The organism is Ottowia thiooxydans (assembly GCF_040548795.1).
GTDB lineage: Bacteria > Pseudomonadota > Gammaproteobacteria > Burkholderiales > Burkholderiaceae_C > Ottowia > Ottowia thiooxydans_A.
This window is the reverse complement of the sequence record NZ_JBEPSH010000019.1, coordinates 1-15,741: the sequence shown is the minus strand read 5'-3', so window position 1 is coordinate 15,741 and position 15,741 is coordinate 1. Positions and strand designations below refer to the sequence as shown.

At 56.5% G+C, this 15,741-nt stretch carries 14 protein-coding genes and 1 tRNA gene; 7 read left to right on the top strand and 8 right to left on the bottom strand.

Annotated features, from left to right (window positions below; all coding sequences use genetic code 11):
- Positions 1-291 (top strand): hypothetical protein (locus ABIE13_RS27395; RefSeq protein WP_354449467.1); only part of this gene is annotated, 291 nt, incomplete at its 5' end.
- Between the two features lie 75 nt (positions 292-366).
- Here the strand turns inward: ABIE13_RS27395 and ABIE13_RS27390 are convergent.
- From ABIE13_RS27390 to ABIE13_RS27380, 3 genes are all read right to left on the bottom strand, one after another.
- The gene (locus ABIE13_RS27390) at positions 367-1,752 is read right to left on the bottom strand and encodes a malonyl-CoA decarboxylase (RefSeq protein ID WP_354449465.1); all 1,386 of its coding nucleotides are present in this window, start codon (positions 1,750-1,752) and stop codon (positions 367-369) included.
- 29 nt (positions 1,753-1,781) lie between these two features.
- The gene (gene lgt, locus ABIE13_RS27385) at positions 1,782-2,597 is read right to left on the bottom strand and encodes a prolipoprotein diacylglyceryl transferase (RefSeq protein WP_354449463.1); all 816 of its coding nucleotides are present in this window, start codon (positions 2,595-2,597) and stop codon (positions 1,782-1,784) included.
- A 133-nt stretch (positions 2,598-2,730) separates the two neighbouring features.
- A complete protein-coding gene (locus ABIE13_RS27380; protein ID WP_354449461.1) occupies positions 2,731-2,985 on the bottom strand; it encodes a TIGR04438 family Trp-rich protein in 255 nt (84 codons plus the stop codon).
- A 369-nt stretch (positions 2,986-3,354) separates the two neighbouring features.
- On the opposite strand from ABIE13_RS27380, the gene ABIE13_RS27375 reads away from it, so the two are divergent.
- Entirely contained in the window at positions 3,355-3,669 is a 315-nt protein-coding gene (locus tag ABIE13_RS27375) for a c-type cytochrome (RefSeq protein WP_354449459.1), read from the top strand.
- Positions 3,670-3,818: 149 nt separating this feature from the next.
- Here the strand turns inward: ABIE13_RS27375 and ABIE13_RS27370 are convergent.
- Both ABIE13_RS27370 and acs read right to left on the bottom strand, forming a co-directional pair.
- A tRNA-Cys gene (locus tag ABIE13_RS27370) sits at positions 3,819-3,889 on the bottom strand.
- Positions 3,890-3,943: 54 nt separating this feature from the next.
- Positions 3,944-5,926: an acetate--CoA ligase gene (acs, locus tag ABIE13_RS27365; protein ID WP_354449457.1), complete on the bottom strand. Its 1,983-nt coding sequence runs from the start codon at positions 5,924-5,926 to the stop codon at positions 3,944-3,946.
- A 592-nt stretch (positions 5,927-6,518) separates the two neighbouring features.
- Here acs and ABIE13_RS27360 point away from each other — a divergent pair.
- The 3 genes from ABIE13_RS27360 to ABIE13_RS27350 all read left to right on the top strand — a co-directional run bounded on the left by ABIE13_RS27360 (position 6,519) and on the right by ABIE13_RS27350 (position 9,414).
- Complete coding sequence (locus ABIE13_RS27360) at positions 6,519-8,147, top strand: ankyrin repeat domain-containing protein (RefSeq protein WP_354449455.1); 1,629 nt, start codon at positions 6,519-6,521, stop codon at positions 8,145-8,147.
- Between the two features lie 179 nt (positions 8,148-8,326).
- A complete protein-coding gene (locus tag ABIE13_RS27355; RefSeq protein ID WP_354449453.1) occupies positions 8,327-8,932 on the top strand; it encodes a TIGR00645 family protein in 606 nt (201 codons plus the stop codon).
- A 161-nt stretch (positions 8,933-9,093) separates the two neighbouring features.
- Positions 9,094-9,414, top strand: a complete 321-nt coding sequence (locus ABIE13_RS27350; protein ID WP_354449451.1) for a hypothetical protein — start codon at positions 9,094-9,096, stop codon at positions 9,412-9,414.
- 58 nt (positions 9,415-9,472) lie between these two features.
- On the opposite strand, the gene rpoN is transcribed toward ABIE13_RS27350, so the two are convergent.
- Positions 9,473-10,891 (bottom strand): RNA polymerase factor sigma-54, encoded by a 1,419-nt coding sequence (gene rpoN, locus ABIE13_RS27345; RefSeq protein WP_354449449.1) that lies wholly within the window; start codon positions 10,889-10,891, stop codon positions 9,473-9,475.
- 447 nt (positions 10,892-11,338) lie between these two features.
- Here rpoN and ABIE13_RS27340 point away from each other — a divergent pair, with 447 nt between their 5' ends.
- Positions 11,339-11,797 (top strand): PA2169 family four-helix-bundle protein, encoded by a 459-nt coding sequence (locus tag ABIE13_RS27340; RefSeq protein ID WP_354449447.1) that lies wholly within the window; start codon positions 11,339-11,341, stop codon positions 11,795-11,797.
- 112 nt (positions 11,798-11,909) lie between these two features.
- Positions 11,910-12,380: a hypothetical protein gene (locus ABIE13_RS27335; RefSeq protein ID WP_354449445.1), complete on the top strand. Its 471-nt coding sequence runs from the start codon at positions 11,910-11,912 to the stop codon at positions 12,378-12,380.
- Positions 12,381-12,611: 231 nt separating this feature from the next.
- Here the strand turns inward: ABIE13_RS27335 and ABIE13_RS27330 are convergent, their stop codons facing one another.
- Positions 12,612-14,039, bottom strand: coding sequence for a sigma-54-dependent transcriptional regulator (locus ABIE13_RS27330; RefSeq protein ID WP_354449443.1), 1,428 nt, complete (start codon positions 14,037-14,039; stop codon positions 12,612-12,614).
- A gap of 419 nt (positions 14,040-14,458) precedes the next feature.
- Positions 14,459-15,466, bottom strand: coding sequence for a DNA topoisomerase IB (locus ABIE13_RS27325; RefSeq protein WP_354449441.1), 1,008 nt, complete (start codon positions 15,464-15,466; stop codon positions 14,459-14,461).
- Between the last annotated feature and the right edge of the window lie 275 nt (positions 15,467-15,741).

Below are 15,741 nucleotides of genomic sequence, written 5' to 3'. Positions count from 1 at the left end.
CCAGGGGGTGCCAGGCTAGGCGTGGCGAGCGCCGTGTACTCATGTACACAAGCGAGCCACAACAACGCATGGCGCCCCCTGGCTTGGCAACCCTTTGGGCTGGCTCGCCCTGCGGCGTCTACTTTGTCGGCAGCCTTGACCGTAGATCACTACGGCCTGCGCCTGCCTTCGCGTATCCATCCTCAGGGCGAATCAGCGCGTGGGGGGTTAATTGATGACACGCCCTATGCCGCGGAGCGAGAGCGCGCTCGGGAGAAACTCCTGAGCTTGCGGAAGCTGGAGAGCCTTTAAGGTGTCAAGCGCTGGGGACTGCGGGCAGTTGCAGGGGGTGCAGGACAACGCAGCAAGCCGCCAAGCCCGGGCGAATCAGTCCATCAAACCCTTGAGCTGCCCAGACACAGGCACTTTCCCCTGGGTCAGAAGGGCCTTGTGCTTGTCCAGGCGATTAAGGTCGTAGAGGTAGTTCACCATCAGCCCGAACGACTGCTTCAGCCCTTTGGCAGACGGATCAGCCATCCAATTGAGCCGCTCTACCCGGGCACCATTGCCCAGATGAAAGCGAGCTACCGGGTCGAGCGGCTTGGTGCCTTCAATGCCGAGGGCCAAGTACTGGGCGGCAGACGCCAGCAGCCAGCGGCGCACAGCAGAAGACTCTTTGAGTGCGGGGACACCATCCAGGGCCGTCAACAGGTTCTTGGCGGTGGGCGCCTCCCCCAGCTCACGAGCCAACGCCTGCTGGGCTCGGGAAGGCGTGGCCTCCAACAGTCGCGCCGCATTTTTCCCCATCCACCCACGCAAACCGGGAATGGGCGAAAGCGTGGCAAACACCTTTAGACGAGGAAACTCCGTCTTGAGGGTATCCACCACATGTTTGATCAGTGAATCTCCAAAACTCACTCCACGCAGACCAGCCTGCGTGTTGCTGATGGAATAGAAAATCGCAGTCGTGGCCTTGGCCAGATCGGCCGGAGCCGCAGACTCGTCCAGCAAAGGCGTAATGCTGCCCGCCATGTCACCGAGCAACGCCACTTCCACGAAGATCAGAGGCTCATCCGGCAGGCGGGGGTGAAAGAACCCGTAGCAGCGGCGGTCGCTGTCCAACCTGTTCTTGAGGTCCGCCCAACTGCGTATGTCGTGCACGGCTTCGTACTTGATCAGCTTTTCAAGCAGCGACGCAGGGGAGTCCCAGTTCATGCTGCGCAGCTCTAGAAAGCCGACATCAAACCAGGTCGAGAACATGTACTCCATCTCGACGTCCAGCGCCGCCAGGCTGGGATAGGTCCGCAGGTGCGGCAAGAGCTGCTCACGCATGTTCACCAGAAAGCGCACGCCCTCAGGCAATACTGAGATTCGCTGCAAAATGCGCCTGCGCGGCGAGACTGTGGCGCGACGCAGCCGCACTTCCGCCACCGCCTCATCCGATGTGCCAATCGCGGCAGCATATTGAGCCTGGGCGGCCTTGGACTTGGCCTGGTCAGCCACGAATTGCTCGCTCATCAGCAGCCAGGCGTCCAGCCTTTCGCCGGCAGTGGCCGTGTCATACCAGGTGATGAATGCCTGCGCGCGGCGACCACCTTCCACTTCCCCAATTCGGGGGTCGATGATGGCCTGAAGTTGTTCCAGCAGTTTGCGCAGCGCTCTGGGAGATAGGGCCTCGCCCCGGCGACTCAGGAGCGAATCCAGACGGTCATGCGTGGCCCGCGGCGCGCGCGCTGTATCTTCAGTGGACTTTGAATTGACTTCAGTGTTCATAAGCAACCCTATCTCCACGCAATATAACCTTAACTTTTCTCTTCTCGCCGCCTACTTGCCCATACCCACATGAAAATGCCGGCCAGGATCATAGGCACACACAGCCATTGCCCGCGCGACAGCCCCAAGGCCTGCAGACCCAGGAATGCGTCAGGCTCACGGAAGTATTCGGCGATAAACCTGAATGCTCCATATCCCGTCAGGAAAGCACCGCTGACCTGACCCATCTTGCGTGGCTTGCGCGCGTACAGCCAAAGCAAAATGAACAGCAAAACTCCTTCCAGCAGGAATTGGTACACCTGAGAAGGGTGGCGCGGCTCTGGCCCTGCGGCTGGAAATACCATGGCCCATGGAAGTGTCGGATCAGCCAGGCGCCCCCATAGCTCGCCATTGATGAAGTTACCGACCCTGCCTGAGGCCAGGCCCAAAGGAACGCAGGGTGCGATCAGGTCAGTCACCTGCATCCAGGGCCGGCGACGCGAATGCGCCCACCAGATCATGGCCAGAATGACCCCCAGCATGCCGCCGTGAAAAGCCATGCCCCCTTGCCAGATGGCAAATATCTCCAAGGGGTGCGCCAGGTAATACGCTGGCTTGTAGAAGAGGCAGTAGCCAATTCGCCCCCCCACAATGACGCCCACCACACCAAAGAACAACATGTCTTCAATGTCACGCCGCGTCCAGGCAGTGGGCTGGGTGATGCTGGCGTAAGGCTCATGTTTGAGCCTGCGAGTAGCCAGCCAGAAAAACAGCGCAAAGGCTACCAGGTAGGTAATTCCATACCAATGGATCGCCAGGGGTCCCAAACGCAGCGCGATAGGGTCAATTTCAGGATGAATCAGCATGAGGGCATTGTGCATGCTTGCGCGACGTCTCCATGGCCACGTGCAAGCGTCTGAGGGGGAAACTCCAGAAGAAGCAGAGCGAAATCTCGGCTAGCCGCTATCCAAGAGCCTGTTCAAAGAACGTTTTGAAGATTCAAGGGCGCCGGCGTGAAGGTGGAGTGGTGGGCCGGCCAATGGCCTTGCGATGGCGGTTGATGCGATCATGTTTGCGCAATTCCTGCCGTTCCATCGACTTGCGCATGGTATAGCCAGACCAATCGGCCCATGCCCACCAGACAATGGCCGCCGCAAAGGGTGACAGCACCATCCACCAGGCCCACTGGGCAACAGGTTCAATCTCTAAATATTTCAATAGCAACAGAACAATTCCCAGCCCAAGCAGGTACATGAAAATTCCTTGAAGGGGATCAGGTCTTAGAACGTGTTTACGATCTATTCGGGGTCGCGTTGGGTCGCAATCGGGACGAGTTCGAAGGTCGTTTGCGCCACATGGGCTAGTGCCCATGCAAGCGAACGGCCAAAGAAATCGCCCGATTTCGATCCAACCCGAAGGGCAAGTGCCATGGCGGGCGGTCTGCGGCGTTGCAACGCTTGCCAATAGCACGGGCTATTGGCTGCGCGCCGCGCCTTGCATCCCATCCCGCCATGGCGCTTGCGCAACCCCGAATAGATCGTAAACACGTTCTTAGGTCAACCTGCATCTATACAATGGCGTTTTGAGAATGTAGCTCAATCACCCACGAAAAAAAGGAAAGACATGAAACGCGTTTTGTTCGTCCTGGCTGCCCTGGCAGGCTTTACCGCAGTCTCCACTCCGGTTCATGCTAACGAGGCTCTTGCCAAGTCGAAGAACTGCATGGCTTGCCACACAGTCGATAAAAAGCTTGTGGGCCCTTCTTACAAGGACGTGGCCGCCAAGTTCAGCAAAGACGCTGGTGCAGCAGATATGTTGGCAGGCAAGATCATGAAAGGCAGCTCAGGCACCTGGGGCGCTGTGCCTATGCCTCCAAATGCCAACGTGAGCGAAGCGGAAGCCAAAACGCTGGCAACCTGGATCTTGTCGCTTAAATAAGCCGTGTGACTATGGCGCCCGAATGAGGGGTGGATGCCCCCCCTAGGAGCCTACGTTCCCATACGTGAAACGCCGCCCTTTGAGGCGGCGTTTGCTTTTTGGCTTTGCCCAACTGCGCCAGTTAGATCGCCCCACGTGCGCAGGCTGGAAGACGCAATCCGGAGTGAAACCGGACTCAACGGATTTGCAATCCGTTGATCAACCACTTGGCTATCGCGCCATGCTGCCCCATGCTGAACGTCAGATCTGCAGGTCCTGCAGGATTACCGAGCAGTCAGTACGTCTGATCGAGCTGCGTCAGGATCTGTGGGTTTTCAAGCGTGCTGGTGTCCTGGGTGATGGCCTCACCTTTGGCCAGACTGCGCAGGAGACGGCGCATGATTTTGCCGGACCGCGTTTTGGGCAGGTTTTCACCAAAGCGGATGTCTTTCGGCTTGGCAATAGGGCCAATTTCCTTGGCCACCCAATCACGCAGCTGTTTGGCGATTTCCCTGGCTTCGTCACCCTGGGGCAATGAGCGCTTGAGCACCACAAAAGCGCAAATGGCCTCTCCCGTGGTGTCGTCCGGGCGCCCCACGACGGCCGCCTCTGCCACCAGGTCAGTCTTGGCTACCAGCGCGGATTCGATCTCCATCGTGCCCATGCGATGGCCAGAGACATTCAGAACATCGTCAATTCGGCCGGTAATGCGGAAGTAACCCCGCTCAGCATCGCGGACAGCGCCGTCGCCCGCCAGGTAATAGCCTTTGAGCTCTTCAGGAAAATAGCTTTTCTTGAAACGCTCGGGATCACCCCAGATGGTCCGAATCATGGACGGCCAGGGCTTCTTGATGACCAGAATGCCGCCGGAGCCATTAGGAACGTCGTTGGCCGCCTCATCTACGATGGCAGCAGCGATGCCCGGCAACGGCAGTGTGCATGAGCCCGGTACCAGCGGCGTTGCCCCAGGCAGTGGGGTAATGACGTGGCCACCGGTTTCAGTTTGCCAAAACGTATCCACCACAGGGCAGCGCTCGCCACCCACATGCTTGTGATACCAGATCCAGGCTTCCGGATTGATAGGTTCTCCCACGCTCCCCAGGATTCGAAGGCTTGTGAGGTCCCAGTTCTTGGGATGGACCTTTTCGTTGGTTTCCGACGCTTTGATGAGAGAGCGAATGGCGGTGGGTGCCGTATAGAAAATAGTGCACTTGTGACGCTCGATCATTTGCCAGAAACGGCCGGCATCAGGATAGGTCGGCACACCTTCGAACACGATCTGGGTCGCACCCGCAGCCAAGGGGCCGTAGGCCACATAGGTATGCCCTGTGATCCAGCCGATATCAGCCGTGCACCAGAAGATGTCGCTGTCTTTCAGATCGAAAGTCCAGTCCATGGTCATCTTGGCCCACAGCAGGTAGCCGCCGGTGGCGTGCTGCACGCCTTTGGGCTTGCCAGTGGAGCCGCTGGTATAGAGGACAAACAGCGGATGCTCCGCGTCTACAGCTACGGGCGCACATTCATCTGACTGGCCCTGCAGAAGTTCAGTGAAAGTCTTGTCGCGACCCACGGCCAAGGTACAGGCGGTGGGCGTGCGTTCGTAGACGAACACGCTCTTGACGGATTCACAGCCCGGCATGCTGAGGGCTTCATCCACGACCGCCTTGAGGGGCAATTCCTTGCCGCCACGCATCTGATAGTTGGCCGTGACCACGGCCACGGCACCCACATCAATGATGCGCTCTTGAAGCGCTTTGGCGGAAAACCCGCCGAAAACCACGCTGTGGGTTGCGCCTATGCGCGCACACGCCTGCATGGCGACCACGCCTTCAATGGTCATGGGCATGTAGATCAGGACACGGTCACCCTTTTGGATGCCGTGCGCTTTCAGGCCGTTTGCGAAGCGGCTGACACGTGCCAGCAACTCTTTGTAGGTGACCTTGGTGACAGCACCGTCATCCGCTTCAAAAATGATGGCGGTCTTGTTTTCGACCGGCGTGCCTATGTGCCTGTCCAGGCAGTTGGCGCTGGCATTGAGCTGGCCATCGTCAAACCATTTGTAGAACGGCTTGTTGGACTCGTCGAGCACACGGGTAAAAGGCTTGCTCCAGAGAAGATTTTCCCGGGCTTGGCGTCCCCAGAATTCATCTGGATTCTTGTCAGCTTCAGCACACAAGGCCTCATAGGCGGACATGCCGGAGATGCGCGCGGCCTTTGTGAGGGCCTCGCCAGGAGGGAATACGCGGTTTTCCACTAAAACCGATTCAATGGCACTCATCAGGAATGTCTCCTTCGTTGTTGCACACAGTGGACGCCCAAGCGCCCCCCTAAACCCGCTCATCATCCGACCGGGCTCTTACAAAGTTCTGACTCCGCTGGACCAAAAGGCGTTGCAGGCCTCAGCCAACGATGTTTCCACACGACGGTTGTATCAGATTCCGGGCGACCCCGACTCACTTGAATGTCGAGTCCATTTTCCACAGCTTCATTCAGCCTTGGCGCCCTCACCCCCAGACTTGCCCTTCAACCCCGTCCGAGCATGATCCCACCGGCTCTGTGCAAGTGCTGGAACTCGTCAGCGCCAGGCGTTACTCATCTTGGTATCCATTCAATGCGACCAACGCCATGCCCAACCCCTTGTCCAACCTCTCCGGAGGCACGCACGCTCCTCCAAGCCATCCTGATTTCGAGCCCATTTCCACCGCCGCTGCTGGACCCAGCGAGCCCGAAAATCATGGTGCCTAAGGGAAGCTTGAGAAAACTTGGCTCGCTGCGAAGAGGGTGGTAGAGGGTAGTAAAAATTTCGAGAATCAAGAGAGGTGCAGACTCGATTTTGACTGCCCTACTTCATAAAACCTAAAACAAAAACCATGTTCTGCTGCCGTAAAAGTCGCTATGCGGTCCTGAGCGACTCCCCACCTCGCCCCCTGCTCAAGCTCAATCAATCCAGTGCTCAACCTTTGCTCAAGAAAGTTGAAGACTATGGTGCCCGTGACATTGTTGTCGGCAACACGAATGTAGGGGAATTCCTTTTTCAGGAAAAGGCGCAAAAGGGCCAGACGGGCAAAACCTCCGAAGCCGACGGGTTGCTGGACAGCCCACCATTATTTTCCAATGATGACAACCCGGAGCACATCAAAAATCAGCTGCAACGAGGCGCCGACGCCAATCAGGTAGGCCGAGCTGGAATCACACCCCTGATTCATGCTGTCATTCTGGGAAATATCGGCAATGCTCGAGTACTTCTGGATCACGGAGTGGATATCGACGCAACTGACCACTCCAAAAATACAGCACTCACGCACGCCATCGTTGCGCGAAGGGAAACTCTTGTGCACCTGCTTTTAGCCAGAGGTGCCAACATAGAGGGCACAGTCCAAAACAGCGTTGTTACGCCTTTGAGAATGGCCCTGCGCTTCTCCCCGAGCATCGCCAAAACCCTGCTGGCACACGGAGCCAACACCGAAACCCCCAATTCGACCGGCGAGACTCCGCTGGTTTTTACCTGCTATCTGGGCGAATTCAGCGCATTCAATGCGTTGGTAGAAAATCAGGCGAATCTGGAAACCAAAGATTCATTGGGCAGAACCCCGTTGACGCTCGCAGTCATCGACAATCGGCTGGACATGGCGGAGCTCCTCTTGAGCAACGGTGCAGAAATCAATGCCATTGACAAGAATGGCAATACACCACTCACGTTGGCGATAGATAAAGGTCACCTTGAGCTCGCCAAGATGCTGTTGGCGCGAAGGGCCAACGTGCAGTATTCAGGAGATGGAACCAGCTTCTGGCTATTGCTTCGTGCCAGCAAGCAGGATGATCCCAGCCTATTGAATGCGGTTCTGAGAGCAACTGCCTATTCATCCGAGAACAGCCTGCCACCCAGCTTGCTCTATCACCTGTTTCCCAGTTCAACGGTATTTGATGATGCCGCGGTCCGAGCACTGCGGCGCGATGACCACATCGGCATCCTGGACGTCCTGTATTTTCAAGGCCGGCTAACCGGCATACCCTACACACCGCTTTTTTCATTCATCTTCATGTTTGACCCTCATCCGAACGCCCCAGGTTCGGTGCAGAACAATCTTGATAAGGCACTGTTCAACGCGGCCAAAGGGGGGGCGGTACAAATCGCCCTCGATGCGATTGCAAGCGGCGCCAATCTCAAGGCTGTGGACATGACAACCAGGCTGACACCTCTGGAGATCGCCGCTTCCAATGGATGTCTGAACGTAGTCACGGCACTGGCTCCCCTACTGCAAACTGAGCACGACGACGCACTCATTGCTGGTGCCAATAGCCGCTACGTCAATCTCGCCTTGATCGCGGCCGCCAAAGCGGGACATATGAATGTGGTCCATCAACTCCTGGTCATGGGAGCTGACCCACTGGCGGCCGACGAAGACGGCGTTTCGGCTTTTCAACACGCGAACATGAGCGGGAACCTGGATTTCGAGACGACCATGATGCTGCTCGCCGAACGGCCGTCGCTGGCATGATGTGTGCTAAACCCTGAAGCCGCCTGCCCATAGTTCAGCCCGCAGGTACGCGCGCATGCGCAAAGCTGAGGGCGCCTGACACCAATTCGTCACCGGCCTTTTTACAATAGCGGGTTTTCGTCAGATTTCAGGCCAGCATTTCCGTGCGGTCGCTCATCCATCTCTTCCAACTCATTTTCATGGCAGACCCAGTACAACATCCCGTCAACCGCCCCCTGCGCCCCTTGCCGGCACTGGTCTTTGCCAGCCGGTGGCTTCAGGTTCCACTCTACCTGGGCCTCATTGCAGCCCAAGGCGTGTACGTGGTGCATTTCCTGGTAGAGCTTTGGCACCTGATTCAAGCAGCTTTTGGCGACCAGCACGCCCTGGAAGCGCTGGTCAACGCCATCGGCTACAAAAGTAGCGTGCCCGTCACTGCGCTCAATGAAACAGTGATCATGCTGGTGGTATTAGCGTTGATCGACGTGGTCATGATTTCCAACCTGCTGATCATGGTGATTGTGGGCGGCTATGAAACCTTTGTCAGCCGTTTGAACCTTGAAGGCCATCGCGATCAGCCAGAATGGCTGAGCCACGTCAACGCGTCCGTGTTGAAGGTCAAGCTGGCCCTGTCCATCATCGGGATCAGTTCCATCCACTTGCTCAAGACCTTTATCAATGCAGACAACTACTCCGAGAAAGTGCTGATTGCTCAAACGGTGATCCATGCGGTGTTCCTGCTGTCTGCGATGGCTATCGCGTATACGGACAAACTGATGTCCGCAGCGGCCCACAACAAACACTGAGTGGCAAAGCATGGTGCCCGAGTGTTCGGCTTTCTGATTGCTCAGGCACGCCGCTTGCCTTAGATGGTGGTGACACTGATCCTCTGCGTTGGGTGCCTGAAAGCTTGTTCAAGGTATGCAAAGTTGGGGACAGCCCGTCATTCACTTAAGGTAGCACGCGCATGAATAAGCCAACCATCACGAAGACAACTCCAAGCCCTGCGCCCGCGGAACGCATCGTCAGGGCGGCCGATCAGGCCCAGTCATCTGGCCGAACCGGAGATGCAGACAAAGAGCTCCGCCTGCCCCATGAACGAGATCAGAGTGCCGACTCGACGAGTTCGCGCGTTGATCCGCGTATCAAACAGGCCAAGGACGATATCGATGCGGGGCAAGTGGATACCGACTTGCGGCAGGCGCCGGGGCTGGATGCTCCGGCGCGCAAGAAGATCATGGCCAAGCCTGGTTCAAGCCCCCAGTCCGTTCCTGAAGACAAGCGATAGTCAAAGACGGGCTTGATCCAGCAAAAGCTGATCATGGGCTGCCAGCCCGATGATCAGTTCACGCAAGGCGCTTTCTTTTCTCCCCCGCCTCCAGACCCAGTAGCTGCCTGTATTTGGTCACTGTGCGCCTGGCCACTTTGAGGCCTTGCGACTCCAACTGCCGGGCAATGTCGCCATCGGAAAGCGGACTAGTTGGCGATTCGGCAGCGATCATGTCGTTAATGACTTCCCGAATGGCTGTGGGCGAACAAGCCTCTCCACTGGCACTGGTCATGGACCTGGAGAAGAAATGCTTCAACTCGAAAACACCTAGGGGGGTTGCCATGTACTTGTTGTTTGTGACCCTTGAAACAGTGGACTCGTGCACGCCCACTTCGTCGGCAATTTCTCGCAAGATCATTGGCTTCATGGCCATTGCACCGTACTCCAGAAAGTACTGCTGTTTTCGCACAATGGCTTGGGCGACCCCCAATATGGTGGCGAAACGTTGCTCCATATTTCGCATGGTCCAATGAGCGTCTTGCAGGTGATCTATCAGCTGGGCATGGTCCTTGGTCTTATGGCGCTGAAATAGCTTTTCGTAGACTTTGTTGAGACGCACATGCGGAACCACTGCGGGGTTCAATTGAACGTCCCACCCCTTACGATCACGCCGCACAATGACGTCAGGCACGATGTAGTCAACTCTTGACGAGCTGTACGACCAACCAGGCCGAGGATTCATGCGCTTGATCCGGTCTATGGTTTGCTCGACGAACAGCGGGGTTTCGCCAAGGCGCTTGCTGAGTCCCGTGACGTCTCGCTTGGCCACAGCAGCAAGGTGTTCGCTCACCATCCGCCTTGCTAATTCGGACATGCGCGGGTCGTCGATGCCGGAGCACTGAAGCAGCAAACATTCGCCCACGCTGCGTGCTGCAACGCCCGCGGGATCGAGCGACTGCACGAGCCGAAGAGCAAAGGCAAGCTCGTCAACATGCGGCGCATGCGACTCAGGGAGAATGGCAACAAGCTCGTGCAGATCGGTTCGGAGGTAGCCGTCCTCGTCCAAAGACTCCACGATGGCCTGGCACATCGCCAAATCGCGGGCGGGCAGCGGCATGACGTTCAACTGCCCATGTAGATGCATGGCCAAGGTCGTAGGCGATTCGGTGAAGTCCATGGCTGAGATGTCAGAGCCTTCAGCGCGATGGGCACTGCCCTGAAATGCGTCTGCCAGCCATATCTCTCGATCTGGAGAATGCTCCGCATCCATGGCCTGGTCTTGTGTTGAAGCTGCCATGTCGACAGATGGCAGGCCTTCATGCGCAGTTTCAGTGTCTATACCTTCTTCTTCCAAAAATGGGTTGTCTTCCATTTTCCCGCGCACCAAGGCGGCGAAATCCAGCGAAGACATCTGAAGCATATGCACCGCACGTTGCAGATGCGGTGACAGGCTGTGATTCTGCCGAGCGCCGACATTGATTTGCAGAGAACTCATTGCATTCCTAGGTATATCAAATAACACATGGAACGCAACGACCATGCCAATTCCTGGAGATTCGAAAAATCCTGACACGGTATGAGGCATTGTCCTTCACGGCGCGAATTTCAAAATGACTTCAGCACGTCCGTTGCTCAATTTCTGCCGCCACTTTTTCTCACCATCTGCTTAATTGGATATTTTGACGGTTTCAGGAATGACCAAATTTCCTGTCTTTCAGAAAATTTTTCTGCACGCCTTGCCGTCTCCATTTAATTAAATTAACAGATTACTCAGCCTATCGAACTTGTCCTACCGGCACCCGGGATATCCTTACCTTTTTCGCATATAAAAAATACTTAGCAAGGCCTTTGAGATCCCATTATTCAGATTAAGTACGGCGGGCATGCCAAATGCCCGTAGAGGGTCCATGCCTCTCGGGGCAAGTTTTTTCGGAGTTGAATCATGGACCAAAACGATCTCATAGACACCTTGAATGATCTTGTCGAAAACTGCAAAGACGGAGAGTTTGGCTTTCGCAGCACGGCAGAGCACACCAAGACTCAAAGCTTGAAACAAGTTCTTCAAGCTCGCGCTGACGAATGCCAAGCTGCGGCCAAGGAGCTTCAGACACTGATCATGCAGCTCGGTGGCAAACCCGCTGACAGCGGCACGATTGCAGGTGCGTTGCACCGCGGTTGGGTGGCGACCAAAGGGACTCTTGCTGGCTACAGCGACCTCAATATGCTGGAAGAAGCAGAACGCGGCGAAGACACCGCGTTGGCGCGTTACCGCGCAGCGTTGAAAGAAGAATTGCCGGCAGAGGTCAGAGCCATTCTCCAACGTCAGTACGAGGGTGCCAGCCGGAACCACGTGCAAGTGCGAAGCCTCCGCGATCAAGAAAGAGCACGCGCCGCCGCTTGATACCGGGCACACCGATTGCCGGTGTATCCCGCAGCTTTCATCTTTCTGCCAATCTTGAGAAATCACTGGACGGATGATGCAGCAAATTCACTCAACCAACAGGAGCTTACTAATGAACAAAACACTGAAAACTCTCGTCGCAGCAGCCGCAGTCGCCGTGATGGGTATGGCCCACGCACAGACCACACCTCCAGGACCAGCCAGTGGTGAGCAACCCAACGCCAACACTTCGCGCAACCAGCCGGGCACCACTTCCGGTGCACCATCCAGCAACCGCGCCACTTCAACGCAAGGTGTAATGACTGGCGAACAGCCTAACGCCAACACGGCTCGAAATCCTTCACAGCCTGGTGCCTTGACTGCGCCCGCTACCGGCGCCACTACGACACAAGGCGTGATGTCAGGTGAGCAGCCCAATGCCACCACAGCGCCGAATTCTCGAACAGGGGCTACGGGTACAGGCATGCGTTCCAACAGCGGCATGACAGGTTCACAAGCCGCGCCAGCCAGCGGCGAGCGGAGCTCATCCGGTATGGGGTCCACGTCCGACGGCACGCGCCCTGCACGTGCAGACCGCCAATAAGTCGCAAATCGTAAGTCGCCCCGGCATTCGATGCGACTGACGTGACTTACTTTATGGAGGACATGGAAAGGAAGTTAAAACCCTTTCTATCCTCTGGCGAAGGGGCTGGACCAGCCCGCCTGCCTTGCGTCTATGCGCCGCTAAATTGAACTATTGCAGCAATGGCCACTTGAATCTTGACGCTCTTTAGCCAACTAATCTCCGACCGCCAAACTCGAAACTTTGATTGATTCAGCGTTTTTCAGCGCCCTCATTGCTTGCAGCATAGGACTTAAGCCGGTTGTACAAGGTTTTAAGACTGATTCCGAGAACTGCAGCTGTGCGCTCCTTCTGATACATGCATTGTTTTAAAGTAGCCTGTATAAGCATTTTCTCCGCCTGATCCATAGTGAACCCAATAGGAACGCGCACAGAGGCCACACGCTCTGAGGTATCAGTGGATTCAGCTATTGAAATACCATTGGCTTCCGGCCATTTTCTTTTTTCTGGCAATCTGGCAATATCTCCCGGCTTCTGTACGCTGGAGTCCGCTTCAGGAAGCCATTCAGGTCCTATGACTTCACCAGGCGCCATAACGTAGGCCCGCTGCACGGCATTGCGAAGCTCACGAACATTGCCTGGCCATGGGTAAAGGGCCAGTTGTTTGAGCGCGGCATCGTTGAATTCCTTGCTACGGCCTTCCTGCGCGCAAACGTCTCGCAAGAAGTGCTCAGCCAGCAAAGGCAAATCCGAGAGCCTCTCCCGCAATGGAGGCAGTTCAATGGGAAATACATTCAAACGGTAGAAGACATCCTCTCGGAGTTTCCCATCTGCGACAGCTTGCTCCGGCACCCGGTTGGTGGCAGCCACGACCCGCACATCGGCTTCCCTGCTTTGAGTGGAGCCCACCCGCATGAAGCGGCCCGTTTCCAGGACGCGCAAGAGCTTGACCTGCAGATCCAGCGGCATCTCGGTGACTTCATCCAAAAAAAGTGTGCCACCAGCAGCTCGTTCAAAGAACCCCTGGTGCTGACGCTCGGCTCCCGTAAAGCTGCCCTTTTCGTGCCCGAATATTTCACTCTCTATCAAGTTGGGCGAAATGGCTCCACAGTTGACTGCCAGGAACGGCATGTCTTTGCGTGAACTGAGTTCATGTACCGTCTGTGCCACCAGTTCCTTGCCGGTTCCACTTTCACCAGTCACCAAAACGGTAATCGAGGTGGAGGCGACCCGCTGGATCTGTTCATAGACTTTTCGCATGGGGGCTGAGGTGCCCCACATTTTTCCGAAACGCCCATGCTGTTCCGGTTCTTCGCGACGTTTATCTCCACGGCCCAGGCCTGAGAGGAAAAATTCAACGCGCGAAGACGAGATAGGTTTGACCAGATAATCCATGGCGCCCATACGCAAGGCCTCTACTGCCGAGTCGACGCTGGCCTGGGCGGTCATGAGCACAAGCTTGGGGGGCACGCTCACATGACTCTCCGAAATCAAGTCAAGCCCATTGCCGTCCGGCAGATTCGAATCCAGAAAAACCAGCTGAGGCGTTTGCAAAATCATCTGTTTGCGCGCGTCCCTCAGCGAATGCGCCGCCACAACGGAAAATTGCTCTGATGCGACAAACCCTCGCAGCCTGGTAGCTGATTCGATATCAGCGTCTACGATGAGCACGTGATCCATCCAAAAACTCCTGAGCCAAACGAGTGATAAAGCAACATCATCGACGCCAGCAAGCCCGCAATCTGTAGGAATAAGTGCCTTCCTGGCACGATCTTTGCCCGACAAATTGTTTACGTAAGGATTCGTGATGAGATGTTCAAACGACGGGGTTGCTTCAACAGGCCGCACATGCTTGCCCAAAACCCGAAACAGCGGCAGGTCGGCTGGGCGATCATTCGTACGGTCGGCGACAGTCGTCGCAGTGGCCTATATCCTCACGAGAGGCCTTGTGAACCTGGTGCGCAATGCACCTGTCATCTCCCGGGGCCCAGGCCCTGCAGAGCCGGTAGGCACAGGTAATGAACCGCCCGTAGGAGGCGCTATATTTGACTAGCGCCCTAAGGCGTATTGGATTGCGCCTGGCAAGCGGCTCATGCAACTCACTTGCTCTTGAGCAGATCAATGAATGCGCTCTCTTCAAGAGTCAGGCCCGCCTTTTTGCGCACTTTTTTAGCAAGGCGTGGTCGGGGCGACTTCTCACACAGCGCCAACACTTCCGGATGAATGTAGAACTTTCGGCAAACAGCGGCTGTGTTGCCCAATCTTTCCGCCACCCGTTCCACCAACAGGCCAGCATCCATGGCGGCAATGTCCGCCGAAGCTGAGTCGGCAAGTGCATTCAGCACCAGCTTCATGCCATAGGTACTGGCGTGCCAGGTACGAAAATCCTTGGCTGTGAAATTGCCCTCACAACAGCTGCTGATATAGGCGTTGACATGATCGGAGCGCACCTGATGCGCTTGGCCTTGCGCATCCACAAATTGAAATAGACCTTGGCCCGGTAGTTCATGACACTGGTGGATCTTGCGCACCACCCTTTTGTCGGAAATCTCCACATGCTGCTTGATGCCGGACTTTCCCTTGAAATCCAGTGTCAGACGATGGCCGTCAATTCGCGCATGCCGGCTCTTGAGAGTACTGAGTCCGTATGACCCGCCTTCCACCACATACTCCTCGTTGCCAATGCGCAGCCCCGTCCGGTCCAGCAATCTCAACACCGCAGCCACAACGGATGCAAGGCTAGCGTCGGAACGAGCCAGATCGGCCTGAATCTTGCGCCGTATCGAAGGAAGCGAATGGCCGAACTGGAGCATGCGATCAAACTTGGCTTCTTTGCGCTGCTCTTGCCACAAGGCGTGGTATCGGTACTGTTTGCGGCCTTTGGCGTCTCTGCCTGTGGCCTGGATGTGCCCACGTGGATCAGGGCAGATCCACACGTCCTCATATGCCGGGGGAATGGCTAACTTGCGCACCCGCTCCAAGTGATGGGGCGCTGAGATGACCCGCCCCCTGGAGGTAATGTACGAGAACCCGCCGCGGCGGCGCAGTCGCCGCCAGCCGGCCATCTGATCATTGACATAGAGCAGTCCCGCCCCGGCCTTGGCCATGCTTTTCCCCTACAGGATCAGGGCGCGGGCTTGGGGTCAGACACCGGTGGAGCCGAAGGTGGTGGATCACCTACCGGCGGAGGGGGCGGAGGATTAGGTGGCGGCGGCGATACGGGTGGGGTTTCGTTGGGTGTGTGCATAACGAACTCTTTATAGCGGCATGGCCCTAGGGCGTGTCATCAATTAAACCCCCCACGCGTTGCCAAGCCAGGGGGTGCCAGGCTAGGCGTGGCGACCCCCCGGTACAACAATAAACAAACCACCCACAACCAACC

Coding starts and splice junctions, on each gene's coding strand:
- ABIE13_RS27325 (WP_354449441.1), bottom strand. CDS start 15,466: ATGGCCAAGGCCGGGGCGGGACTGCTCTATGTCAATGATCAGATGGCC.
- ABIE13_RS27355 (WP_354449453.1), top strand. CDS start 8,327: ATGGCAGACCCAGTACAACATCCCGTCAACCGCCCCCTGCGCCCCTTG.
- rpoN (WP_354449449.1), bottom strand. CDS start 10,891: ATGAGTTCTCTGCAAATCAATGTCGGCGCTCGGCAGAATCACAGCCTG.
- ABIE13_RS27330 (WP_354449443.1), bottom strand. CDS start 14,039: ATGGATCACGTGCTCATCGTAGACGCTGATATCGAATCAGCTACCAGG.
- ABIE13_RS27360 (WP_354449455.1), top strand. CDS start 6,519: ATGTTCTGCTGCCGTAAAAGTCGCTATGCGGTCCTGAGCGACTCCCCA.
- ABIE13_RS27335 (WP_354449445.1), top strand. CDS start 11,910: ATGAACAAAACACTGAAAACTCTCGTCGCAGCAGCCGCAGTCGCCGTG.
- lgt (WP_354449463.1), bottom strand. CDS start 2,597: ATGCTGATTCATCCTGAAATTGACCCTATCGCGCTGCGTTTGGGACCC.
- ABIE13_RS27375 (WP_354449459.1), top strand. CDS start 3,355: ATGAAACGCGTTTTGTTCGTCCTGGCTGCCCTGGCAGGCTTTACCGCA.
- ABIE13_RS27340 (WP_354449447.1), top strand. CDS start 11,339: ATGGACCAAAACGATCTCATAGACACCTTGAATGATCTTGTCGAAAAC.
- ABIE13_RS27350 (WP_354449451.1), top strand. CDS start 9,094: ATGAATAAGCCAACCATCACGAAGACAACTCCAAGCCCTGCGCCCGCG.
- ABIE13_RS27380 (WP_354449461.1), bottom strand. CDS start 2,985: ATGTACCTGCTTGGGCTGGGAATTGTTCTGTTGCTATTGAAATATTTA.
- acs (WP_354449457.1), bottom strand. CDS start 5,926: ATGAGTGCCATTGAATCGGTTTTAGTGGAAAACCGCGTATTCCCTCCT.
- ABIE13_RS27390 (WP_354449465.1), bottom strand. CDS start 1,752: ATGAACACTGAAGTCAATTCAAAGTCCACTGAAGATACAGCGCGCGCG.